The organism is Longispora fulva, assembly GCF_015751905.1.
Classification (GTDB): Bacteria; Actinomycetota; Actinomycetes; order Mycobacteriales; family Micromonosporaceae; genus Longispora; species Longispora fulva.
Genome location: NZ_JADOUF010000001.1, coordinates 7,881,111 through 7,900,978, shown reverse-complemented (window position 1 = coordinate 7,900,978; position 19,868 = coordinate 7,881,111). Strand labels below are relative to the sequence as shown.

Genomic DNA, 19,868 nt, shown 5'->3' with positions numbered 1-19,868 from the left:
TTCCGCCGCGCCTTCGGATCCCGGCGCGCTCACCGGAACCTCGCCGTGACGGCCTCGCCGTGCGCCGGCAGATCCTCGGCCTCGGCCAGCGTCACCACGTGCCCGGCGACCTCCCGCAGCGCCGCCTCGTCGTACTGGATGACGTGCACGGCCTTGAGGAACGTGTGCGTGCTCAGCCCCGAGGAGTGCCGCGCGCAGCCGCCGGTGGGCAGGACGTGGTTGGACCCGGCGCAGTAGTCCCCGAGCGACACCGGGGACCAGGCCCCGACGAAGATGGCCCCGGCATTGCGGACCCGGTCGGCGACGGCCGGCGCGTCGGCGGTCTGGATCTCCAGGTGCTCGGCGGCGTAGTCGTCCACCACCGCGAGCCCCTGCTCGATGTCGCTGACGAGCACGGTCCCCGACTGCGGTCCGGTCAGCGCCTCGCGCACCCGGGGCGCGTGCTTGGTCACCGCGACCCGGCGCTCCAGCTCCCGGTCGACGGCGTCGGCCAGCGCCACGCTCGTCGTGACCAGCACGCTCGCAGCCAGCGGGTCGTGCTCGGCCTGGCTGATCAGGTCGGCGGCGACGTGCGCCGGGTCCGCCGTGTCGTCGGCGAGGATCGCGATCTCCGTCGGGCCGGCCTCGGAGTCGATGCCGACCGTGCCACGGAGCAGCCGCTTGGCGGCGGTCACCCAGATGTTGCCCGGCCCGGTGATCATGTCGACGGGCCGGTTCTCCTCGGTGCCGTAGCCAAGGGCGGCGATGGCCTGGGCGCCGCCCATCGCATACACCTCCGTCACGCCGAGCAGCGCGCACGCCGCGAGGACCCTGCGGTCCGGCAGGCCGTCGTTGTCGGCCTGCGGCGGGCTGGCGACCACGATCTGGCCGACGCCGGCCACCTGGGCCGGGACGACGTTCATGACGACACTCGACGGGTACATCGCCAGGCCGCCGGGCACGTAGAGCCCGACCCGCCCGACGGGCAGCCACTTCTCGGTGACCGTGCCGCCGGGGGCGAGGGTGGTGGTGTGCGAGGGCCGCAGCTGGGCGGCGTGCACGACCCGGACCCGGGCGATCGCCTCCTCGAGGGCCGCGCGGACCGGCCCCTCCAGGGCGTCGGCCGCCTTCGCGATCTCCTCGACCGGCACCCGCAGGCTCGGGATCACCACGTGGTCGAACCGATGCGTGGCCTCCTTGACGGCGGCGGCCCCATGCTCGCGGACCGCCTCCACGACCGGCCGGATCTGTTCGATCGCGGCGGTCACGTCGAACCGGGCGCGGGGCAGCAGCCCGCGCGGATCCCTGGTGTCACCCCGGAGGTCGATGCGGTTCAGCACCTGTTCAGCCTAGTCGGCGCTCCCAGCCACCGGACGGCTCGGTCCCAGCATCCGATCTCCCCGTGACCAGGGTCACCCCGATCAAACCCATCATCGTGTACGAGTGGGGCCCGACCCGGCTTCCAGCGGCCGGACGCCCGCCACCAACCGCCCACATGAGGATCACCCCACCGGGCGCCGCCCCGCCGAGGGCCGGCGCGGCCGGGGGAGGCCCCTCCGTAGTCAGATAATGGGGTTGATCTTCAGTCGGAGCCCGGGCGGAGGCCCGGGAAGCGGGACCAGCCGGCGATCATGGTGTAGGTGAAGACCGCCGCCAACGCCTGGGCCGCCAGCGCGCCCCTCGGGAACACCGGCACGTCGAGAATCCGGAGGAACTCCCCGGAGTTCATCGACGCCGGCCGGTAGAACTGCCAGCCCACGTGCGCCGTCGTCTTCAGCGACAGGTAGTCGTCCAGCCCGATCCTGCGGCCGATCTGCCAGGCCAGGCACGCGCCGAGCAGCGAACCGACCATCAGCCCGACCAGCACGAACGCGCCCCGCCACCGGCGCAGCAGCAGCCAGCAGGCCAGCCCGAGCAGAATCCCGGCACCGAGGCCGATCAGGGTGAACACGACATCGGCGCCGACGTACTCCTCCGGCTCCGCGTCCGTGTAGAACAACCCGTCGGCGGTCATCTGAAACAGCACCCGGGGGGCCAACGCCGACCACAGCACCCCGAGCGGCGCCCCGAGGGTCGCGATCGTCAGGACGACGAGCAGCCCCGCCAGGATCTCCCGCGGCCAGTCCCGGCGCGGCCGGGGCGGGACCGGGGTCCCATAGAGGCCCGTTTCGGGCCAGATCGGGGACGGCGGGGTCGGATACTGCTCCGCGGTGCTCACCCGGCCCATACTAGGTGCGCGCGCCAGACCCCGTCCCCCGCGCTCCGGCGCGGGGGACGGGCCCATCGGCATCCGGGCCGGCGCGGGACGGCGGCGGACCGCGATCCGGCGTGCCCCGCGCCGCGGCGCCCAGGCCCTTCGGCACCCGTGCCGAAGCGGGACAGCGGCATACCGCGGTCCGGCGTGCCCGGGTGGTGGTGGCCGGGCCGACCCGCTCGCCGAGCCGCACCGAGCACCTCCGGCACAGCTGAGCCGAACCGGCGACCGAGCACCCCCGGCACATCTGAGCAGGACCGGGCGACCGACCTCCGACACACCTGCCGAGCGGCCGTGACCCGAACGGCCCCGACTAGTCCACGCCCCCCGCGCCGAACAGCGTCTTGATCTCCGAACGGAACGCCACATCGTTGCGGACCTTCAGATCCGGCCCCAGCGCGAGCAGCGTCTCCCCGCCCCGGCTGCGCAGCCGCAGGTGCACCGAGCAGTCGCCACGGTGCCCGAGCAGGATCCGCTTGAGCTCCAGCACGGTCGGTTCCACGATCTTGTCCCAGGTCGAGTTCAGCACCACCGGCGGGTTCGCGGCCAGGTCGGCCTCGGAGACCTCCAGGATCAGCATGTCCGAGCCGACGACGCTGATCGCCTGGTCGCGCTTGTTCACGTGCCCCTTGACCGTGACGACGATGTCCTCGGCGAGGTGGTGCGACAGCAGCTCGTACGTCTTCGGGAAGAACAGCACCTCGACCGAGGCGTCCAGGTCCTCGAGCATCACGATCGCCCAGCTCGCGCCCTGCTTGGTGATCCGACGCTGCACCCCGGAGATCATGCCGGCGATCGTGACGGGCATCCGGTCGTTGACGTCCTCGTCGATCACCTCGACGATGCTCTGCTCGGAGTTGGCCTTCAGGATCCGCTCGGCCCCGGCGAGGGGGTGGTCGGAGACGTAGAGCCCCAGCATGTCCCGCTCGAAGGCCAGCAGCTCCTTGCGCGGCCACTCGGTCGGGGTGAACTGCAGGTCCAGCCCCACCAGGCTGTCGTCGGAGTTCTCCTCCAGCCCGCCGAACAGGTCGAACTGCCCGACGGCCTCCTGGCGTTTGAGCCCCACGACCGCGTCGATCGCGGTCTCGTGCAGCTCGACCAGGCACTTGCGGGTGTGCCCGAGGGAGTCGAACGCACCGGCCTTGACCAGCGACTCGACGGTCCGCTTGTTGCAGACCACCAGCTCGGACTTCGACAGGAAGTCGGGGAAGGAGGTGTAGTTGCCCTTGGCCGCACGGGTGGCGACGACCGAGGCCACCACGTTCGTGCCGACGTTACGGACCGCGCCCAGCCCGAAGCGGATGTCCCGCCCGATCGGGGTGAACGCGCCGGCGGACTCGTTCACGTCCGGGGGGAGGACCTTGATGCCCATCTTGCGGCACTCCCCCAGGTACATCGCCATTTTGTCCTTGTCGTCGCCGACGGACGTGAGCAGCGCCGCCATGTACTCGGCGGGGTAGTTCGCCTTCAGGTACGCCGTCCAGTACGAGATCATCCCGTAGGCGGCGGTGTGCGCCTTGTTGAACGCGTAGTCGGCGAACGGGACCAGGATGTCCCACAGCGCCTGGGTGGCCTCGTCGGAGTATCCGCTGCGCCGCATGCCGTCGCGGAACGGGATGAACTCCTTGTCGAGGACCTCCTTCTTCTTCTTGCCCATGGCCCGGCGCAGGTTGTCGGCCTGGCCGAGGGTGTAGCCGGCGAGCTTCACCGCCGCGCGCTGGACCTGCTCCTGGTAGACGATCAGGCCGTAGGTGACGCCGAGGATGTCCTCCAGGTCCGCCTCGAGCTCCGGGTGGATCGGGACGATCTCCTGCTGCTTGTTCTTGCGCAGCGCGTAGTTGATGTGCGAGTTCGCGCCCATCGGACCGGGCCGGTACAACGCGAGGACGGCCGAGATGTCCTCGAAGTGGTCGGGGCGCATCAGCTTCAGGAGCTGGCGCATCGCGCCGCCGTCGAGCTGGAACACGCCCAGGGTGTCGCCCCGGCAGAGCAGCTCGTACGTGGGGGCGTCGTCCAGCGGCAGCGACAGCAGGTCGATCTTCCGGCCGGTCGTGTGCTCCACGTTCTTCACGGCGTCGGCCATGATCGTGAGGTTGCGCAGGCCGAGGAAGTCCATCTTCAGCAGGCCGAGCGTCTCGCACGTCGGGTAGTCGAACTGGGTGATGATCGTGCCGTCGGCGTCCCGACGCATCAGCGGCACGTGGTCGATCAGCGGCTCGGCGGACATGATGACGCCGGCCGCGTGCACGCCGGTCTGCCGGACCAGGCCCTCCAGCCCCCGGGCGACCTCCATCACCTTGGCCACGTCGGGCTCGGTGTCGACCAGCTCGCGGACCGCGCCGGCCTCGGCGTAGCGCGGGTGCTTCGGGTCGAAGATGCCCGACAGCGGGATGTCCTTGCCCATCACGGCCGGGGGCATCGCCTTGGTGATCTTGTCGCCCAGCGCGTACGGGAACCCGAGCACCCGGCCCGAGTCCTTGATCGCGGCCTTGGCCTTGATCGTGCCGAACGTGGCGATCATGGCCACCCGGTCCGCGCCGTAGCGCTCCGTGACATACCGGATCGTCTCGTTGCGGCCATGCTCGTCGAAGTCGACGTCGAAGTCGGGCATCGAGACGCGCTCGGGGTTGAGGAACCGCTCGAAGATCAGGCCGAACGCGAGCGGGTCGAGGTCGGTGATGCCCAGCGCGTACGCCACGATGCTGCCGGCCCCGGAACCACGCCCCGGCCCCACGGAGTGCCCGTTGCGCTTGGCCCACATGATGAAGTCGGCGACCACCAGGAAGTACGACGGGAAGCCCATCTGGAGGATGACGCCGATCTCGTACTCCGCCTGGGCGCGGTGCTCCTCGTCGTAGCCGGCCGGCCAGCGCCGCTCCATGCCGGCCCAGACCTCCTTGCGGAACCAGGTCTCCTCGGTCTCGCCGTCGGGCACCGGGAAGATCGGCATCAGGTTCTTGTACTTGAACATCCCCTCCGTCTCGACCTTGGAGGCGACCAGCAGGGTGTTCCTGCAGCCCTCGGCCCAGATGTCGGAGGTGTCGATCGCGCGCATCTCGTCGGCGGACTTGATGTAGTAGCCGTCGCCGTCGAACTTGAACCGGTTCGGGTCGGACAGCAGCGAGCCGGACTGCACGCACAGCAGCGCGTTGTGCGCGTCGGCCTCCTCCGGCCGGGTGTAGTGCGAGTCGTTCGTCACCACCGGCGGGATGTTCAACCGGCGGGAGATGTCGATCAGCCCGTCGCGGACCCGGCGCTCGATGGACAGCCCGTGGTCCATGATCTCCAGGAAGAAGTTCTCCTTGCCGAAGATGTCCTGGTACTTCGCGGCGGCCTTCAGCGCCTCCTCGTCGTGCCCGAGGCGCAGCCGGGTCTGGATCTCGCCGGAGGGGCAGCCGGTGGTGGCCATGATCCCGGCCGAATACTCGGCGATCAGCTCGGTGTCCATCCGGGGCTTGTAGTAGTAGCCCTCCATCGAGCCGCGCGAGTTGAGCCGGAAGAGGTTGTGCAGCCCCTCGGCGTTGCGGGCCCACATCGTCATGTGGGTGTAGCCGCCGTTGCCGGAGACGTCGTCGCCCTTCTGGTCGGGCGTGCCCCAGTTGATGCGCTTCTTGTCGAACCGCGACGCCGGCGCCAGGTAGGCTTCGACGCCGATCACCGGGGTCACCCCGGCGGCGGTGGCCTGCTTGTAGAAGTCGTACGCCCCGTGCATGTTGCCGTGGTCGGTGATCGCGACAGCCGGCATCTCCTGCCGGTTGACCTCGGCGAACAACTGCTTCATCCGGGCGGCGCCGTCCAGCATCGAGTACTCGGTGTGCACGTGCAGATGCACAAAAGAGTCACTCATCGGCGGCAGCCTCCTCTGGAGTTGGGAACGCCCCCGAGCCTAACCGCACCCCCCGACAAGACCCCAAACCGACGCGGGGTCAGAACCCGTCGCTCACCGCCGTCGCCGCCTGTAACCACGCCATCCGGGTCTCCGGCTTCAGGCTCGCGTAGTCGATGGACGAGCCCGACTCCAACGCCGGGTCATACGGCACCACCGCCACCGTCCTGGTCCGGCTCTGGAAGTGTTTGACCAGGTCAGCGAGCATCGGAGACGGGGTCGGTGTCGGGCACGACAGCAGGGTCACGGCGTTGGCGACGATGTCGCCCATGCCCATCTCCTCCAGCAGGTCCAACATCCAGTCCGCCGTGAACGCCGCGTCCTCGCGGGGGACGGACGTCACCACGAGCTGGTCGGCGGCCTTGATCACCGTCTGCCAGTTGGCGCTCTCCACGTTGTTGCCGGTGTCGACGCAGATCACGTCATGGGTACGCCGCAGCAGCTCCAGCACCCGCCACACCATCGGCGGATCGAGCAGCCGGGCCACCCGGTGGTCCTCGTCCCCGGCGAGCACGTCGTAGGACCCGTCGGCGGCGTGCCGGAGGAACTCGTCCAGCCGGTCGCGTAACTCCTCGCCGCTGGAGTTCTCCACCTCGACCAGGTTCTCGATCAGGTGCCGGATCGTGCGGGCGTGCCGGGCGCTGCCGGCGCGCAGGCCCAGGGTGCCGCGCAGCTCGTTGTCGTCCCAGGCCAGGACGCCCCGGCCCCGGGCGCTGCCGATCGTGGCCGCGCACAGCACCGTCGCGGTGGTCTTGTGCACCCCGCCCTTCGGGTTGGCGAACGCCACCACCTTGGCCGGGCCCATGTCGCGGCGCAGGCGGGCCACGTACTCGTCCACGGGGGACGCCTGAGCGCCCCGCTGGGCGCCGTTCGCGGCCTCGGCGGGGTCCGCGGCACGATCGCCCCTGCCCCGGCCCAGGAGACTCCGCCAGCGCGGCGCCGCCTCACCTGACCGGCTCCAGCCGGCCTCGGTTCGCTCCGCCACTGTGTTCGTCCTCTCGCCGGCCGCCGCCCCTCGACACGTCAGCGTATTCGCTTACCTAACGCTCCGGCGAGGGGCTGGGTGCGCGAACCTGACTCGGGGTGGGTGAGGCGGGCCACTCCGGCATCGGCCCGGTCGGCGGGGCGGACGGCGGCGGGGTCCGGGTGACCGAGGGACGCGGGGCCGGGGTCGGCGACGGGGACACCGGCACGTCGGCCGGGTCGGAGGCGATCGCGTGCTGCTCGGGGATCGGCGGCCGGAACACCGCCTGCTCCAGCCGGTCGAGCCCCGGGGTCGGGTCCACCGCGCGCACCCCGGGCCGCCGGGACAACTCTGCGAGGGCGGGCGGGCCTGCCCGGACCACCGCGGCGTAGACGCAGGAACAATGCTCCCGGTACGCCGTGGCCTCCAGCCCCGCCTCGGCGGCCCTGGCCTGGTACTCCTCCCGCAGCTCCCGCTCCCTCGGGCTGTCCCCGGTCAGCCGGCCGGCGAGGCGGGTGGCGATCGCCACCTCCTCCTCCTTGCGCACCGCCGCGGCGTCCATCCCCGCGACCACGTCGCCGGGCAGCTGGCGCACGTCGACGGCGATGACCTCGGTGGAGATGCCGGGCAGCGGGACCCGCAGGTAGACCCGGGAGGGGCGCGCGTTCTCCAGCAGGGGGCCGAGCCGGTCGGGGCCGAGGTACGCGGCGAGGGACACCAGGGCCAGGGTCGGCCGGTCCACGCCGGCCAGCCGCTCGCGGGCCCCGGCCACGTACGCCGGGATCGAGTCGCCGTCGGACACCCCGACCCGCAGCGGCGTACCCGCGGCATGGCCTCTGCCCGGCAACGCCTCCCGGGCTGACAGCACCGCGGCGAGCACGACGGCGACGGCGAGGGTCATCCCGACCGCGGCGAGGACCCCCCGCCGGTGCCTGCCCCCGGCGGCCCTGCGCAGCGCGGAGGCGAGCATGGGCACGACCCGCTGGTCCAACCGGCGGAGCAGGTCAGGCACGACGACTCCCTAGGGAGCGTCGCCCCGCAGGATGCGCAGCGCCCGCTCCAGATCCTCAGGGTAATCGCTGGTGAACTCAACGTAGTCCCCGGTCCCGGGGTGGGCGAAGCCCAGAGTCCGCGCGTGCAGCCACTGCCGGTCCAACTTGAGCCGGGCGGACAGCGACGGGTCCGCGCCGTATGTCAGATCACCGACACACGGATGCCGCAGGGCGGAGAAGTGCACCCGGATCTGATGGGTACGACCGGTCTCCAGGTGCACGTCGAGCAGGCTCGCGGCGGGGAAGGCCTCCAGCGTGTCGTAGTGCGTCACGCTCGGCTTGCCGCTGGACATCACGGCCCACCGGTAGTCGGCCGTCGGGTGCCGGTCGATCGGGGCGTCGATCGTGCCACGCGACGGGTCCGGGTGGCCCTGGACCACCGCGTGGTAGCGCTTCTCGACCGTGCGCTCCTTGAAGGCGCGCTTCATCACCGTGTACGCGCGCTCGCTCTTCGCCACCACCATCAGCCCGGTGGTGCCGACGTCGAGCCGGTGCACGACGCCCTGGCGCTCGGCCGCGCCGCTCGTCGAGATCCGGTAGCCCATCCCGGCGAGCCCGCCGATCACCGTCGGTCCGGTCCAGCCGGGGCTCGGGTGCGCCGCGACGCCGACCGGCTTGTTGACCACGACGATGTCGTCGTCGTCGTAGACCACGGCGAGGCCGTCGATCCGCTCCGGCCGGATGCTCGGCGGCTCCGGCGGCGGGGGCAGGGTCACCTCCAGCCAGGAGCCGGCCCGCACCTTGTCGGACTTTCCGGCCACGACGCCGTCGAGGAGGATGTTGCCGTCCTCGGCGAGGTCGGCCGCGACGGTCCGGGACACGCCCGTCAGCCGGGACACCGCCTGGTCCAGGCGCAGGCCGTCCAGGCCGTCGGGGACGGGCAGGGTACGACTCGTCATGCTCTCTCCGCCTTCACGACGCGGGTGCCGTTGAGCCGGCGCCCGGTCAGTTCGAGAACGACGGCCAGCCCGACCCCGCACACCAGCGCGGAGTCCGCGATGTTGAAGATCGGCCAGGCGTCGCCGTGCTTGTCGAACAGGCTGAGGAAGTCGATCACCGCGCCCCGCAGGGGGCCCGGCGGGCGGAACAACCGGTCCACCAGGTTGCCCGTCGCGCCGCCCAGGATCAGCCCCAGGGCGATCGCCCAGGGCAGGGAACGCAACCGGCCGGCGAACCGGACGATGACCGCGACCACGGTCAGGGAGACCAGGGTCAACCCGATCGTGTACCCGCTGGCGAGGCTGAACGCCGCCCCGGTGTTGCGGGCGAAGCTCAGATACAGCGCGCCACCGAGCAGCCGGATCGGCTCGTGGCCGTCCAGCTCGGCCAGCGCCCAGGTCTTCGTGCCGAGGTCAACGGCCAGCGTGGTCAGCGCGAGAAGCGCCAACCACAGCACTGGCCGTTTCTTATGTCCTGTTTCAGATGATTCGGGGGTACTCAGCGCCGCTCCTCCAGCTGCTTACACGTCACACACAAGGTAGCTGACGGGAAAGCGGCCAGGCGTTCGACCGGGATGGCGTTGCCACACTTCTCACAGTGGCCGTATCCGCCCTCGTCCACGCGCTCCAGCGCGCGTTCCAGCTGGGTCACCCGCTCGAGGAGGTTGTTGGCCAGCGAGATCTCCTGCTCGCGCTCGAAGGTCTTCGTCCCCGTGTCGGCCTGGTCGTCGCCGGCCGAGTCGGTGAGCCGCTCGCGCTGCATCTCGTTGGAATCGGTGATCATCTGGTCGTACTCGCCGCGCAGCTCCTCGAGCCGCTCGGAGAGCGCGGTGCGGATCTTCTCGGTGTCCGAGGCACTCCGGGCGGAGCCGCGGGCGGTCTTGCCGGCCACGCTCTTGGTGGCCGTACTGGTATCGGCTGGCTTGGCCATCGTCGCTCCCTTGGCCGCGGTTCGCGCGGCGGTCGGCGGTGCCTTCACGGGGGGTGTCGCCACGGCCTGGGCCGCGGCGGCCTTGCTGGTATTCGTTCCTGTTACGCGCTGAGGCTTGGCATCCTCGGTGATCTCGGCACCCGCCGCAGTCCTTTTATCGACCTTGGACGTTCGAGTCGTGTTCGCGGCCGCCGGCGCGGCCTTTCTCGTGGCACTTGCCGCCCTGGTGGCCGGTTTCGTGCCCTCCGACGCGGCTTTCGCGACGGCGGCACCGGTCGCCTTCGCCGGAGCTTTCGCGGCCTTGGCCGGCGTCTTCGTCGCTGCGGACTTCGTCGCCGCAGCCGTGGTCCGCAGGGACTTGGTCGCCTTGGCCGGAGCCTTGGCGGCCGTCGCCGGAGCGGTGACCTCGGCAGCCTCGGCCGGCGCGACCTTTCGGGTAACCCCCGCACGCTCGGCCATGACTGCCCCCAAAAATGGAAAAAAACGGGTACGCGGCGGGGCGCCGCGCACTCCAGAGGGTGGCAAGAATACGTAACGAATCGCCGAGCCACAAACACGCCACACCTGAGAGCGCGTTTTTACAATTTTACGCCCAGCCCCACCAAACCGGTCACAACTCGAGAAGATCCCGCAACCGTTCCGCGACCTGTGGCGTGTCCGGTTCCACGGTGAGCAACTTGTCCCGACTGGTGTGCCCGGTACGCAGAGCCACGGCCCGCGGCCGCAGGCCCAACGCGCTGGCCACGGCCTTGATCACGGCCTCGGTGGCCCGGCCGTCCACGGCGGGGGCCGACACGGCCACGACGAGCGCCGGCCCGTACGGCCCGGCATAGCTGCCGCCGACCTTCGTCCGGGAGGCGCCGGGGCGGACCCGGACGGCCACGATCATCGGCCCACCGACCGACCGAGCCTCAGGCCCTCGCCCCAGCCCCGCCTCAGGCCATGGCCCTGGCCCTGGCTCAGGCCTTGGCCCTGGGCTTGGCCCAGGCCCGGGCCTCGGGAGGTCAGCTCCTGCCGCCGAGGGCGGTGGCCGGCTCGCAGAGGCCGCACGGCGAGAAGCCGAGCGCCTGGGCCTCGCCCACCGGCAGCGGCTCGGGATCGCGGCCGACCAGGTGGTGGCAGCCGGACAGGTGGTAGCGGGGCCGGCCGTCGACGACCCAGACCCGCGTGGTCAGTCGCCCGATCCGGGAGGTGACCGCCGGCGCGACCTCCTGGGCCGCCGGCTCGTCCTCGGGGTCGTCCTCGTACTCCAGTTCCTCGTCGTCGAGGTCCGGGGTGGTGCGGTTGGCCGGTCCCGCGAACGCCGAGCCCCCGAGATGGCCCGGCGGCGGGGCGGCAGGTTCGGCCGCCCGCTCCGGCGGATCGGTGAGCCCCAGATAGCTGGAACCAGTCAGATGCCGGCGACCCGCCTCCGGAAGCTGGGAATCCGCAGCCAGCCCCAGCTCGGACAGCGCGCCCCCCAGGCCAGAGGAAGCCTGGCCGAGGTCAGACAGCGCACTCCCCAGGCCGGAGGAAGTCAGGCCGAGGCCAGATGGCGCCTGTCCCGGGCCGGACGTCGTCAGCCCCGGGCTGGAAACCGCGCCGCTCGCGCCGGACGCCGACCGCCCGGCTTCCGGCTCCGGGTCGGAACCCGCCTGCCCTGGCTCGAGGGTGGGCGTACTCGGGTCGGAGCCGTCCCGGCCCGAGTCGAAGGCCGCCGGTGAGTCGGAGAACACCCGCCCCGAGCCGTGGGCCGTCGGCGCGGAGCCGGAAAAGTCCTGACCTGAGCCTGCCGGCCCCGGGTCGGAGAACGCCTGACTCGAAGAGAAGGTCGACCGCTCCGGATCGGAAGACGGCTCACCAGCGTCGGAACCCGAACCGCCCAGGTCGGACAACGGCTCGCCTCTGCCGCCGGACGACCCCGACGCGCCGGGGGTGTCCGCAGCGGGCGTCGCGTGCCGGTCCCTGAACCAGTCGGGAGCCACGGTCTCAGCCGTCGTTATCCGCCCGGCCAGTCGGACCCGGTCGGCATACCTGCCTGACGGGTCCTCGCCCCCGGACGACTCGCTCGGAGAAGTGTCGGAGATCCGACTCTGTGCGATCACGGTCGCGCGGGAACTCGTCGGCGCGGCCGCGACCGGCTGGCGGGAGCCCCGGTAGATCAGGACCGCCGCCACGCCGCAGATCACGACCGCCGCGATGAGTAGCAGGTTCGACGCGTACGCCAACCCCGCGATGACGAGTGCCACCGCGACGAGGATGAGCAGAAGACTTCCGACCAACACGGGCTCACCCCCGCCGCGTCACAGATGAAAGGTCAGCGGCCCGGACCGTCGAGGGTGTTACGCCCCGTCGGACCGTACCCACCGCTGAGGCCGGCCGTGGCCAGCCCGCCGGCGGGGGTGCCGTTGCTCCGGCCGCTCTCGGCGCGGGTCAGCTCGTCCTCGAGCCCCTGTCCTTTGCCGGACAGGTCCCGCAGCTGGCTCTCCAGGTACGCCTTCAGGCGCGTCCGGTACTCCCGCTCGAAGGCCTTCAGCTCCTCAAGGTGCTTCTGCAGAGCGTTGCGCTTCGTCTCCAGGCCGCCCATGGCCTCCTGGTGCCGCTGCCGCGCGTCCCGCTCGAGCGCCTCGGCCTTGCCGCGCGCGTCCCGCGTGACCTCGTCGGCCTTGGCCCGGGCCTCGGCGAGCACCTTGTCCGCCTCGCGGCGGGCGTCGGCGACGTGGTCGTCGGCGGTGCGCTGGGCCATCATCAGCACCCGCAGCGCCTGCTGCTCACCGGCGTCGCCGCCCGCGGCACCGCCACCGGCGCTGATCTGCTCGAGCTCCTGCTGCATCTGACGGGCTGCCTGCTCGGCCGCCGCCTTCTCCCGCTGCACGCGCTCGAACTGCGACTTCAGGTCGGTCAGCTCGGCGACGAGGCGCGGGTCGTTACCCCCACCAGCGGGAGCCTGACGGCCACCACCAGCACCGGCGGTGCGGAGGTCGGTGTTCTCCTCGATCAGTCGGGCGAGCTCGCGCTCGACCTCGTCGAGGAAGGCGTCCACCTCGTCCTCGTCATAGCCCCGCTTGCCAATCGGGGGTTTCTTGAAGGCGACGTTGTGCACGTCGGCCGGGGTCAGCGGCATCGGAACTCCTCGGGTCAGTTAGAGGCCGCGCGGTCACACGGTCCTAGCGGCTAGGCCGCCCGGACCAGAGGCCCTACTACGAAGTACATCAGCACTAACACGATAGCGAGCAGAGCTAGGAAGGCCAGGTCCACGCTCACCGTACCAATCCTGAGCGATGGGATCACTCGCCTCAACGCCCGAAGGGGTGGTTCAGTGACGCTCCACACGCACTCCATCGCTGCGGCGGCCCCACGTCCGGGCCGCCAACGACGGGACAGGGAGCGAACCCAATCCAACACAATCCGGGCGAGGAGGAACAGGAAAAATACGTATAGGAGCAGGTAGACGACCTGAACGACGTTCGACAGCACCGGCCCCGCGCCCTCGCTTCAGCTCTGGTGGAAGAACCCGCCCTCGGCGATCTTCGCCTTGTCCTCAGCGGTCACTGTGACATTGGCCGGTGAGAGCAGGAACACCCTGTTGGTGACGCGCTCGATCGTACCCCGGAGTCCGAAGGCCAGGCCTGCCGCGAAGTCGACCAGACGCTTGGCATCGGCCTCGTCCATCTCCGTGAGGTTCATGATCACGGGTGTACCGTCCCGGAACCGCTCCCCGATCGTCCGTGCCTCGTTGTACGTCGTGGGGTGCAGGGTCATGATCCGGTAGTTCGTGTCGTCCTCTTCGACCACGACCGCCCGCTCGCGGAGCTGCACCTGCGGGGCGAGCGCGAGATTGTCCTGGGTGAGGGTCGTCACACCGGCCCGGCCTTCGCGCAGGGGCCGGACACTCGCCCGCTCCGCACGGGTCTCCATCGCGGCGGCGGCGGCCCGCAGGCGCGGGGCGTCCTCCTCGTGCTGACGGCCCCGGGAGTCCTCGTGGTGGGCCTCGGGCTCCTCGTCCTCGTACTCGTCGTACCGGTGGTCGCGGTCCCGATCCCGATCCCGGTCCCGCGAGCTGGGCCGACGGTCACGCTCCGTGTAGCGGCCGTTGTCGTTCTCGTCCGCGTAGCGGTCCTCGTCATCCTCGATGAGGCCGAGCCAGACGCCGGCCTTCCGCAGAGCACCCATAGCGTCTCCCCCCTCGCAAACGTTGGTCTTGGTAATCACACCGATGTGATTCGATGCTCGTTCAGGCTAACCCAGCGGGCGGTCGGCTTCCGAGGATTGCGCTGCCGACACGCACATGAGTGGCACCGAACGCAATGGCCTCGGCAAGATCGCCACTCATTCCGGCCGACAGCACGGTGGCTGTCGGATATCCGACAAGAAACTTCGCCGTGTACTCCGCGAGAACACCGAACGCCCGCGCCGCCTCCCAGTCCAGCGGCGCGACAGCCATCAGCCCCCGCAGCCGCAGCTCAGGACGCCTGACCACGGCCTCGGCCAGCGCCATGAGCTCCGGCTCCGGCACCCCGCCCCGGCCGACCGCCCCGTCGAGGCTCAGCTGGAGCAGGACGTCCAGCGGCCGGTCCGGGCGCTCGCGGGCCACGGCGGCGGCCAGCGCGTCGACCAGGGACTCCCGGTCCACGGAGTGCACCATGTCGGCATAGCGGACCACGGAGCGCGCCTTGTTCCGTTGGAGCTGCCCGATGTAATGCCAGGTCAACGGCCCACCACCGAATGCGGCGGCACCGGTGCCGGCCGCCCCGGGGGCCCAACCCGCCAGCGCCCCGGCGACCAGCGCCGCCTTCGGGGCGGCCTCGGCGTCGCGGTTCTCCCCGACGTCGCGCACCCCCAGGTGCCGCAGGTGCACGACGTCGCTGGCCGGATACGTCTTGGTGACGGCGACCAGGGTGATCTCCCCGGGGTCCCGCCCGGCTGCGGCGCAAGCGGCGGCGATCCGCGCCCGCACCCGCGCCAGCCCGTCGGCCAACTCCGCCCGCCGCACAGCTCCGGCGTCATCTCCAGTGGAGGTGTCCCGCCCGGCGGCACCCTCCGGACGACGGGCGGCAGCGGACGAGCCGCCGGGATGCCCCGACGGCTCGACCTGTGTCGCATTGTCCTCTCCGGCGTTCGGCCCCTGGCCACCCACCGGTGTCTCCTCAGGTAACAGCTCAGGCACCGTTCTTCAGGAAGTCCGGCACGTCCACGTCGTCGAACAGCACCCTGCGCGGCTGCGGCTGGGTCGGCGCCGGGGTGACAGGGCGAACCGGGGTCACATTCGCCGGGGCGGCCTGCTCGACCGGCTGCGGGGCCTTGCGCGCGGGCTCCGCCGGCTTGTACGCCGGGCTGCCCCCGTCGAAGCCGGCCGCGATCACGGTGATCCGGACCTCGTCGCCGAGCGCGTCGTCGATGACCGCGCCGAAGATGATGTTCGCGTCGGGGTGCGCGGCGTCGGTGACGAGCTGCGCCGCGTCGTTGATCTCGAACAGGCCGAGGTCCGAGCCGCCAGCGATGGACAGCAGGACGCCGCGCGCCCCGTCCATGCTCTGCTCGAGCAGCGGGCTGGAGATCGCCGCCGTGGCAGCCTCGACCGCGCGGGAGTCGCCCCGCGAGGAGCCGATGCCCATCAGGGCGCTGCCGGCGCCGGACATGACGCTCTTGACGTCGGCGAAGTCGAGGTTGATCAGGCCAGGCGTGGTGATCAGGTCCGTGATGCCCTGGACACCGGACAGCAGCACCTGGTCGGCCTGGCGGAACGCGTCCATCATCGACATCGACCGGTCGCCGAGCGCCAGGAGGCGGTCGTTCGGGATGACGATGAGGGTGTCGCACTCGTTGCGCAGGTCGTCTATCCCCGACTCGGCCTGCACCTGGCGGCGCTTGCCCTCGAAGGAGAACGGCCGGGTGACCACGCCGATGGTGAGCGCGCCGAGCTTGCGGGCGATGCTCGCGACGACCGGCGCGCCGCCGGTGCCCGTGCCGCCGCCCTCGCCGCAGGTCACGAAGACCATGTCGGCCCCTTTGAGGACCTCCTCGATCTCGTCGCGGTGGTCCTCGGCGGCCTTCTTGCCGACGTCGGGGTTCGCCCCGGCGCCGAGGCCCCGGGTGAGCTCGCGACCCACGTCGAGTTTGACGTCGGCGTCGCTCATCAACAGCGCCTGCGCGTCGGTGTTGATCGCGATGAACTCGACGCCCTTCAAGCCGACCTCGATCATCCGGTTGACGGCGTTGACGCCGCCCCCGCCGATCCCGACAACCTTGATGACCGCGAGGTAGTTGTGCGGAGTTGTCATCGGTCTGCCATCCCTTCGAGGTGATCTGCTCGCCCGTTCAGGGTGCCCGCGTGGTGCACGCTTACCCCCGTGCCGTCTGTGGCGAAGGACAAAACCCTAAACCTCTACTAGAGACTTACAGTTATGTCAACTTCCTGTACTGGCCCGGAACGTATTCCGCATCCGGCCCCAAACCAAAGACATCCCCCGGCGTGTCGCGGATCTTGTTCCGGACTGTGGGAACAGATCACCGCATCACGGGGAAGTCCGGCGCGCTGACGTCGATGACCGCACCAGGACGGCCGAGGAGCAGCGTCGCGGTCTTCGACTTCTTGTCGCTGTCCTCGGCGTCGCCCCACACCACGGAACGTCCCTTGGCCAGCTCCAGTCGGATCCTGGTGACCGACTCGGCCTCCAGAGTACCCAGTTGGGAGCGTAGTTCAGGACTCAAAGCCGACAGGACCCGCAAAGCGGCCTGAGTGGTCGGATCCGACGGCCCCGGACTGGGCAGCCTCAACAACGGCAGGCCGGCCGGCCGCGCGGCCACGACCTGGAACAGCACCCCCTGGTGGTCGAGAAGACCGAAGGACGTGTCCTGGGGTACGACAGCCAGAGGTCTACGCTCCGTCACCGTGACCACCACGGCACTCGGCCAGGACCGGGACACGTCGACCCGGTCCACCGGGGCGAGCGCCGCGACCCTGCGCACCACCCCGTCGGTGTCGATTCTGGCCAGTGGCGTCCCCGGCACGACGTGCGCGGCCTCGCGCACCTGCTCCGGGGTGAGGATCGCCGCGCCCTCCACCCGCACCTCGGACACGGACAGCAGCGGGCTGCCGTAGACGCCCCAGGCGAGCAGGGCGGCCACGGCCGTCCCGCCGACGACGAACAGCCACGGGCGCGCGGTGTTCAGGCGGCGCTGGCGGGCCCGGGCGGCGAACCGGCGCACGGAGACCGGCACCGCCTCGCGGCGGGCCCGGACCAGCTGCCAGCGCCGGGGCACGTCAGGCCCCGGATCCGGGACCCGCGCCCGGGCCGGCGTCGCTGTCCGGGTCGGCGCCCCGGGTGGACAGCGCCGCGAGCAGTTCGTCGCCGAGCAGCGAGATCGGCGGCGCGCCCATGGTCACGACCACGTCGCCCTGCCGGGCCCGGCGGGCCACCTCGGCCGGCACGTCCGACCAGGACGGCACGAACACCTTGCGGTCCTCGTCGAGCGCGACCGCGCGGGTCAGCGCCGCGCCGCCCTCACCCGGTTCGCGGACCTCGCCGGGGCCGAACACCTCCATCACAACGGCCTCGTCGGCCAGGGACAGCGCCGCGGCGATCTCGGTCTGGAAGTCGCGGGTGCGGTACACCCGGTAGGGCTGGAAGACCACGATCAGCCGGCCGGCCCCGGCGACCCCGCGCAGGGTACGCAGCGCCGCGTCCATCGAGGTCGGGTGGTAGGCGTACTCGTCGTAGACCCGGACGCCGTCGGCGGTGCCCTTGAGCTCGAACCGGCGGCGCACCCCGGGGAAGGCCGCCAGGCCCTCCACCACGCAGGTGGCGTGCAGGCCGAGGCGGAGCGCGGTGAGCACGGCCGCCGCGGAGTTCAGCGCCATGTGGTGGCCCGGGGTGGGCACCGTGATCTCGCCGAGCGGCTCGCCGTCCAGCCAGGCCAGGTAGCGCGCGCCCGAGGAGTCGGAGGTGACGTCGGAGATCCGCAGGTCCGCGTCGTCGGCCTCGCCGTAGGTGTAGACCCTGCGGCCCTCGGCGCGCAGCCGCTCGGCCAGGCCCCGGCACCGGACGTCGTCCGCGCAGGTCACCACGAAGCCGTCCGGGGTGGTCTGCCGGCAGAACTCGGCGAATCCCTCGGTCAGCCCGTCCAGGTCACCGTACGTGTTGAGGTGGTCGGCGTCGATGTTGGTGACGAGGGAGACGTGCGGCCGGTACCGCAGAAAGGATCTGTCGCTCTCGTCGGCCTCGGCGACGAAGTAGTCGCCGGTGCCGTGGTGGCCGTTGGAGCCGGCCTCGGAGCTCTCCCCGCCGATGCAGAACGACGGGTCCTGCCCGCAGTGCTGCAGGATCAGCGTCGTCATGGACGTCGTGGTGGTCTTGCCGTGGGTGCCCGCCACCGCGATCGTCTTGCGGCCCGTCATCGTGGCCGCCAGGGCCTCGGAACGGTGCAGGATCCGCAGGCCCAGCCGGCGGGCCTCGACGAGTTCGAGGTGGTCGTCGGGGATGGCCGTGGAGTAGACCACGGTGTCGACGTCACGCAGGTTCTCCGCGACGTGCGCCATGTGGATCACGCCGCCGAGGGCGCGCAGGCCGACCAGCGACGGCCACTCGCGCAGCTCGCTGCCAGACGTCGGCACGCCCCGGGTGAGCAGCAGGCGGGCCAGGCCGCTCATGCCGACCCCGCCGATGCCGATCAGGTGGACCCGGCCGAGGTCCTCGGCGGTGACTCCGTCGTCGATCAGGGACTTCACGCTGCACCATCCTGTGCGCTCGACAGCTCGACGACCCTCATGCTGCGCTCCCGCTCGACGCGGTGGCGAGGATCTCCTGGACGTAGGACAGCAGGGCCTCGTCGCCGTCGCGGCGGCCGTAGCCGGCGGCGGCGGCGCTCATCGCGTCGAGCCGGGCCCGGTCGCCGAGCAGCGGGATGACGTTCGCCTCGATCCAGGCGGGCACGCAGTCGGCGTTGTCCACGAGGATGCCGCCGCCGGCCTCGACGACCGGCAGCGCGTTGCGGCGCTGCTCGCCGTTGCCGAACGGCAGGGGCACGTAGATGGTGGGCAGCCCGAGGGCCGCGACCTCGGCGCAGGTCATCGCGCCGCCCCGGGACAGGACCAGGTCCGCGGCGGCGTACCCCAGCTCCATCTCCTTGAGGAACTCCACCGTCACGTACGGCGCGTCCAGGCCGGTCGGGATCTCCACCGGCTCGTCCTGGCGGGCCCCGGTGATGTGCAGGACCTGGAACCCGGCGGACGTGACGGCCTTCGCCGCCCCGGCCATGGCCAGGTTGATCTGCCGGGCGCCCTGCGAGGCGCCGAACACGAACAGGGTGGGCCGGTCGGGGTCGAGGCCGAAGTGCGCGCGGGCCTCGGCGCGCCGGGCGGCCCGGTCCAGCCGGGTGATCGACGTCCGCAGCGGCACCCCGACGACCCGGCCACCGGCCAGGGACGGGACCTTGAGCTGGGCCGGGAAGCCGAGCGCGATGTGCCCGCCGATCTTCATGCCCATCTTGTTCGCGACGCCCGGCGGCACGTTGACCTCGTGGATCACGGTCGGGGTGTGCCGGCGCCACGCGGCCAGATAGGCCGGGACGGAGACATAGCCACCGAAACCAACCACGATCTCGGCGTGTACCTCGTCGAGGATCGCGCGGGTGGCCCGCATCGCCCGGTACATCCGGGGCGCGGTCTTGAGCAGGTCGACGTTCACCGAACGCGGCAGCTGGTAGGCGGGCACGTTCCGCAGGTCGTACCCGGCGGCGGGGATGATCTCGTTCTCCAGCCCGCGCGGCGTGCCCAAGCAGGTGATCTTGATGTTCGGATCATACCGCCGCAGGCAGTCGGCGAACGCGAGCAACGGATAGATGTGTCCCCCGGTGCCGCCACCGGCGAGAACCACTGACCTCATG

At 71.2% G+C, this 19,868-nt stretch carries 17 protein-coding genes and 1 pseudogene; all 18 read right to left on the bottom strand.

The features are described 5' to 3' along the window. Positions 1 to 29 precede the first annotated feature (29 nt). The 18 genes and pseudogenes from hisD to IW245_RS36585 all read right to left on the bottom strand — a co-directional run bounded on the left by hisD (position 30) and on the right by IW245_RS36585 (position 19,867). On the bottom strand, positions 30 to 1,319 hold the full coding sequence (hisD, locus tag IW245_RS36670; protein WP_197007662.1) for a histidinol dehydrogenase: 1,290 nt from the start codon (positions 1,317 to 1,319) through the stop codon (positions 30 to 32). 242 nt (positions 1,320 to 1,561) lie between these two features. Beyond that, positions 1,562 to 2,197 (bottom strand): DUF2567 domain-containing protein, encoded by a 636-nt coding sequence (locus IW245_RS36665; protein WP_197007661.1) that lies wholly within the window; start codon positions 2,195 to 2,197, stop codon positions 1,562 to 1,564. Positions 2,198 to 2,546: 349 nt separating this feature from the next. Continuing rightward, positions 2,547 to 6,080, bottom strand: coding sequence for a DNA polymerase III subunit alpha (gene dnaE, locus IW245_RS36660; protein ID WP_197007660.1), 3,534 nt, complete (start codon positions 6,078 to 6,080; stop codon positions 2,547 to 2,549). 79 nt (positions 6,081 to 6,159) lie between these two features. Continuing rightward, positions 6,160 to 7,056 (bottom strand): annotated as a pseudogene (locus IW245_RS36655) (MinD/ParA family ATP-binding protein); the annotation flags it as partial. Positions 7,057 to 7,159: 103 nt separating this feature from the next. Beyond that, positions 7,160 to 8,095, bottom strand: a complete 936-nt coding sequence (locus IW245_RS36650; protein WP_197007659.1) for a hypothetical protein — start codon at positions 8,093 to 8,095, stop codon at positions 7,160 to 7,162. A 9-nt stretch (positions 8,096 to 8,104) separates the two neighbouring features. Further along, positions 8,105 to 9,034: an RluA family pseudouridine synthase gene (locus IW245_RS36645; protein WP_197007658.1), complete on the bottom strand. Its 930-nt coding sequence runs from the start codon at positions 9,032 to 9,034 to the stop codon at positions 8,105 to 8,107. Continuing rightward, positions 9,031 to 9,531: a signal peptidase II gene (lspA, locus tag IW245_RS36640; RefSeq protein ID WP_233473183.1), complete on the bottom strand. Its 501-nt coding sequence runs from the start codon at positions 9,529 to 9,531 to the stop codon at positions 9,031 to 9,033. The genes IW245_RS36645 and lspA overlap by 4 nt, the downstream gene beginning before the upstream one ends. Before the next feature lie 41 nt (positions 9,532 to 9,572). Then, positions 9,573 to 10,004 carry a TraR/DksA family transcriptional regulator gene (locus IW245_RS36635; RefSeq protein ID WP_197008872.1) on the bottom strand — a complete coding sequence of 144 codons (432 nt, stop codon included), beginning with the start codon at positions 10,002 to 10,004 and terminating at the stop codon, positions 9,573 to 9,575. A 610-nt stretch (positions 10,005 to 10,614) separates the two neighbouring features. Beyond that, a complete protein-coding gene (locus IW245_RS36630) occupies positions 10,615 to 10,893 on the bottom strand; it encodes a DUF167 domain-containing protein (RefSeq protein WP_197007657.1) in 279 nt (92 codons plus the stop codon). A gap of 115 nt (positions 10,894 to 11,008) precedes the next feature. Next, on the bottom strand, positions 11,009 to 12,268 hold the full coding sequence (locus IW245_RS42765) for a chromosomal replication initiator protein DnaA (protein ID WP_197008958.1): 1,260 nt from the start codon (positions 12,266 to 12,268) through the stop codon (positions 11,009 to 11,011). Positions 12,269 to 12,300: 32 nt separating this feature from the next. After that, the gene (locus IW245_RS36620; RefSeq protein ID WP_197007656.1) at positions 12,301 to 13,107 is read right to left on the bottom strand and encodes a DivIVA domain-containing protein; all 807 of its coding nucleotides are present in this window, start codon (positions 13,105 to 13,107) and stop codon (positions 12,301 to 12,303) included. A 50-nt stretch (positions 13,108 to 13,157) separates the two neighbouring features. After that, complete coding sequence (locus tag IW245_RS36615) at positions 13,158 to 13,460, bottom strand: YggT family protein (protein WP_197007655.1); 303 nt, start codon at positions 13,458 to 13,460, stop codon at positions 13,158 to 13,160. Positions 13,461 to 13,478: 18 nt separating this feature from the next. After that, a complete protein-coding gene (locus IW245_RS36610; RefSeq protein ID WP_197007654.1) occupies positions 13,479 to 14,156 on the bottom strand; it encodes a cell division protein SepF in 678 nt (225 codons plus the stop codon). A 61-nt stretch (positions 14,157 to 14,217) separates the two neighbouring features. Then, positions 14,218 to 14,976 carry a YggS family pyridoxal phosphate enzyme gene (locus IW245_RS36605; protein ID WP_197008871.1) on the bottom strand — a complete coding sequence of 253 codons (759 nt, stop codon included), beginning with the start codon at positions 14,974 to 14,976 and terminating at the stop codon, positions 14,218 to 14,220. Positions 14,977 to 15,142: 166 nt separating this feature from the next. Further along, positions 15,143 to 16,264 carry a cell division protein FtsZ gene (ftsZ, locus tag IW245_RS36600; protein WP_197007653.1) on the bottom strand — a complete coding sequence of 374 codons (1,122 nt, stop codon included), beginning with the start codon at positions 16,262 to 16,264 and terminating at the stop codon, positions 15,143 to 15,145. Between the two features lie 226 nt (positions 16,265 to 16,490). Further along, the gene (locus tag IW245_RS36595; RefSeq protein WP_197007652.1) at positions 16,491 to 17,246 is read right to left on the bottom strand and encodes a cell division protein FtsQ/DivIB; all 756 of its coding nucleotides are present in this window, start codon (positions 17,244 to 17,246) and stop codon (positions 16,491 to 16,493) included. A 1-nt stretch (position 17,247) separates the two neighbouring features. Continuing rightward, positions 17,248 to 18,711 carry a UDP-N-acetylmuramate--L-alanine ligase gene (gene murC, locus IW245_RS36590; RefSeq protein WP_197007651.1) on the bottom strand — a complete coding sequence of 488 codons (1,464 nt, stop codon included), beginning with the start codon at positions 18,709 to 18,711 and terminating at the stop codon, positions 17,248 to 17,250. Positions 18,712 to 18,748: 37 nt separating this feature from the next. Further along, positions 18,749 to 19,867: a UDP-N-acetylglucosamine--N-acetylmuramyl-(pentapeptide) pyrophosphoryl-undecaprenol N-acetylglucosamine transferase gene (locus IW245_RS36585; protein ID WP_197007650.1), complete on the bottom strand. Its 1,119-nt coding sequence runs from the start codon at positions 19,865 to 19,867 to the stop codon at positions 18,749 to 18,751. Position 19,868 lies beyond the last annotated feature (1 nt).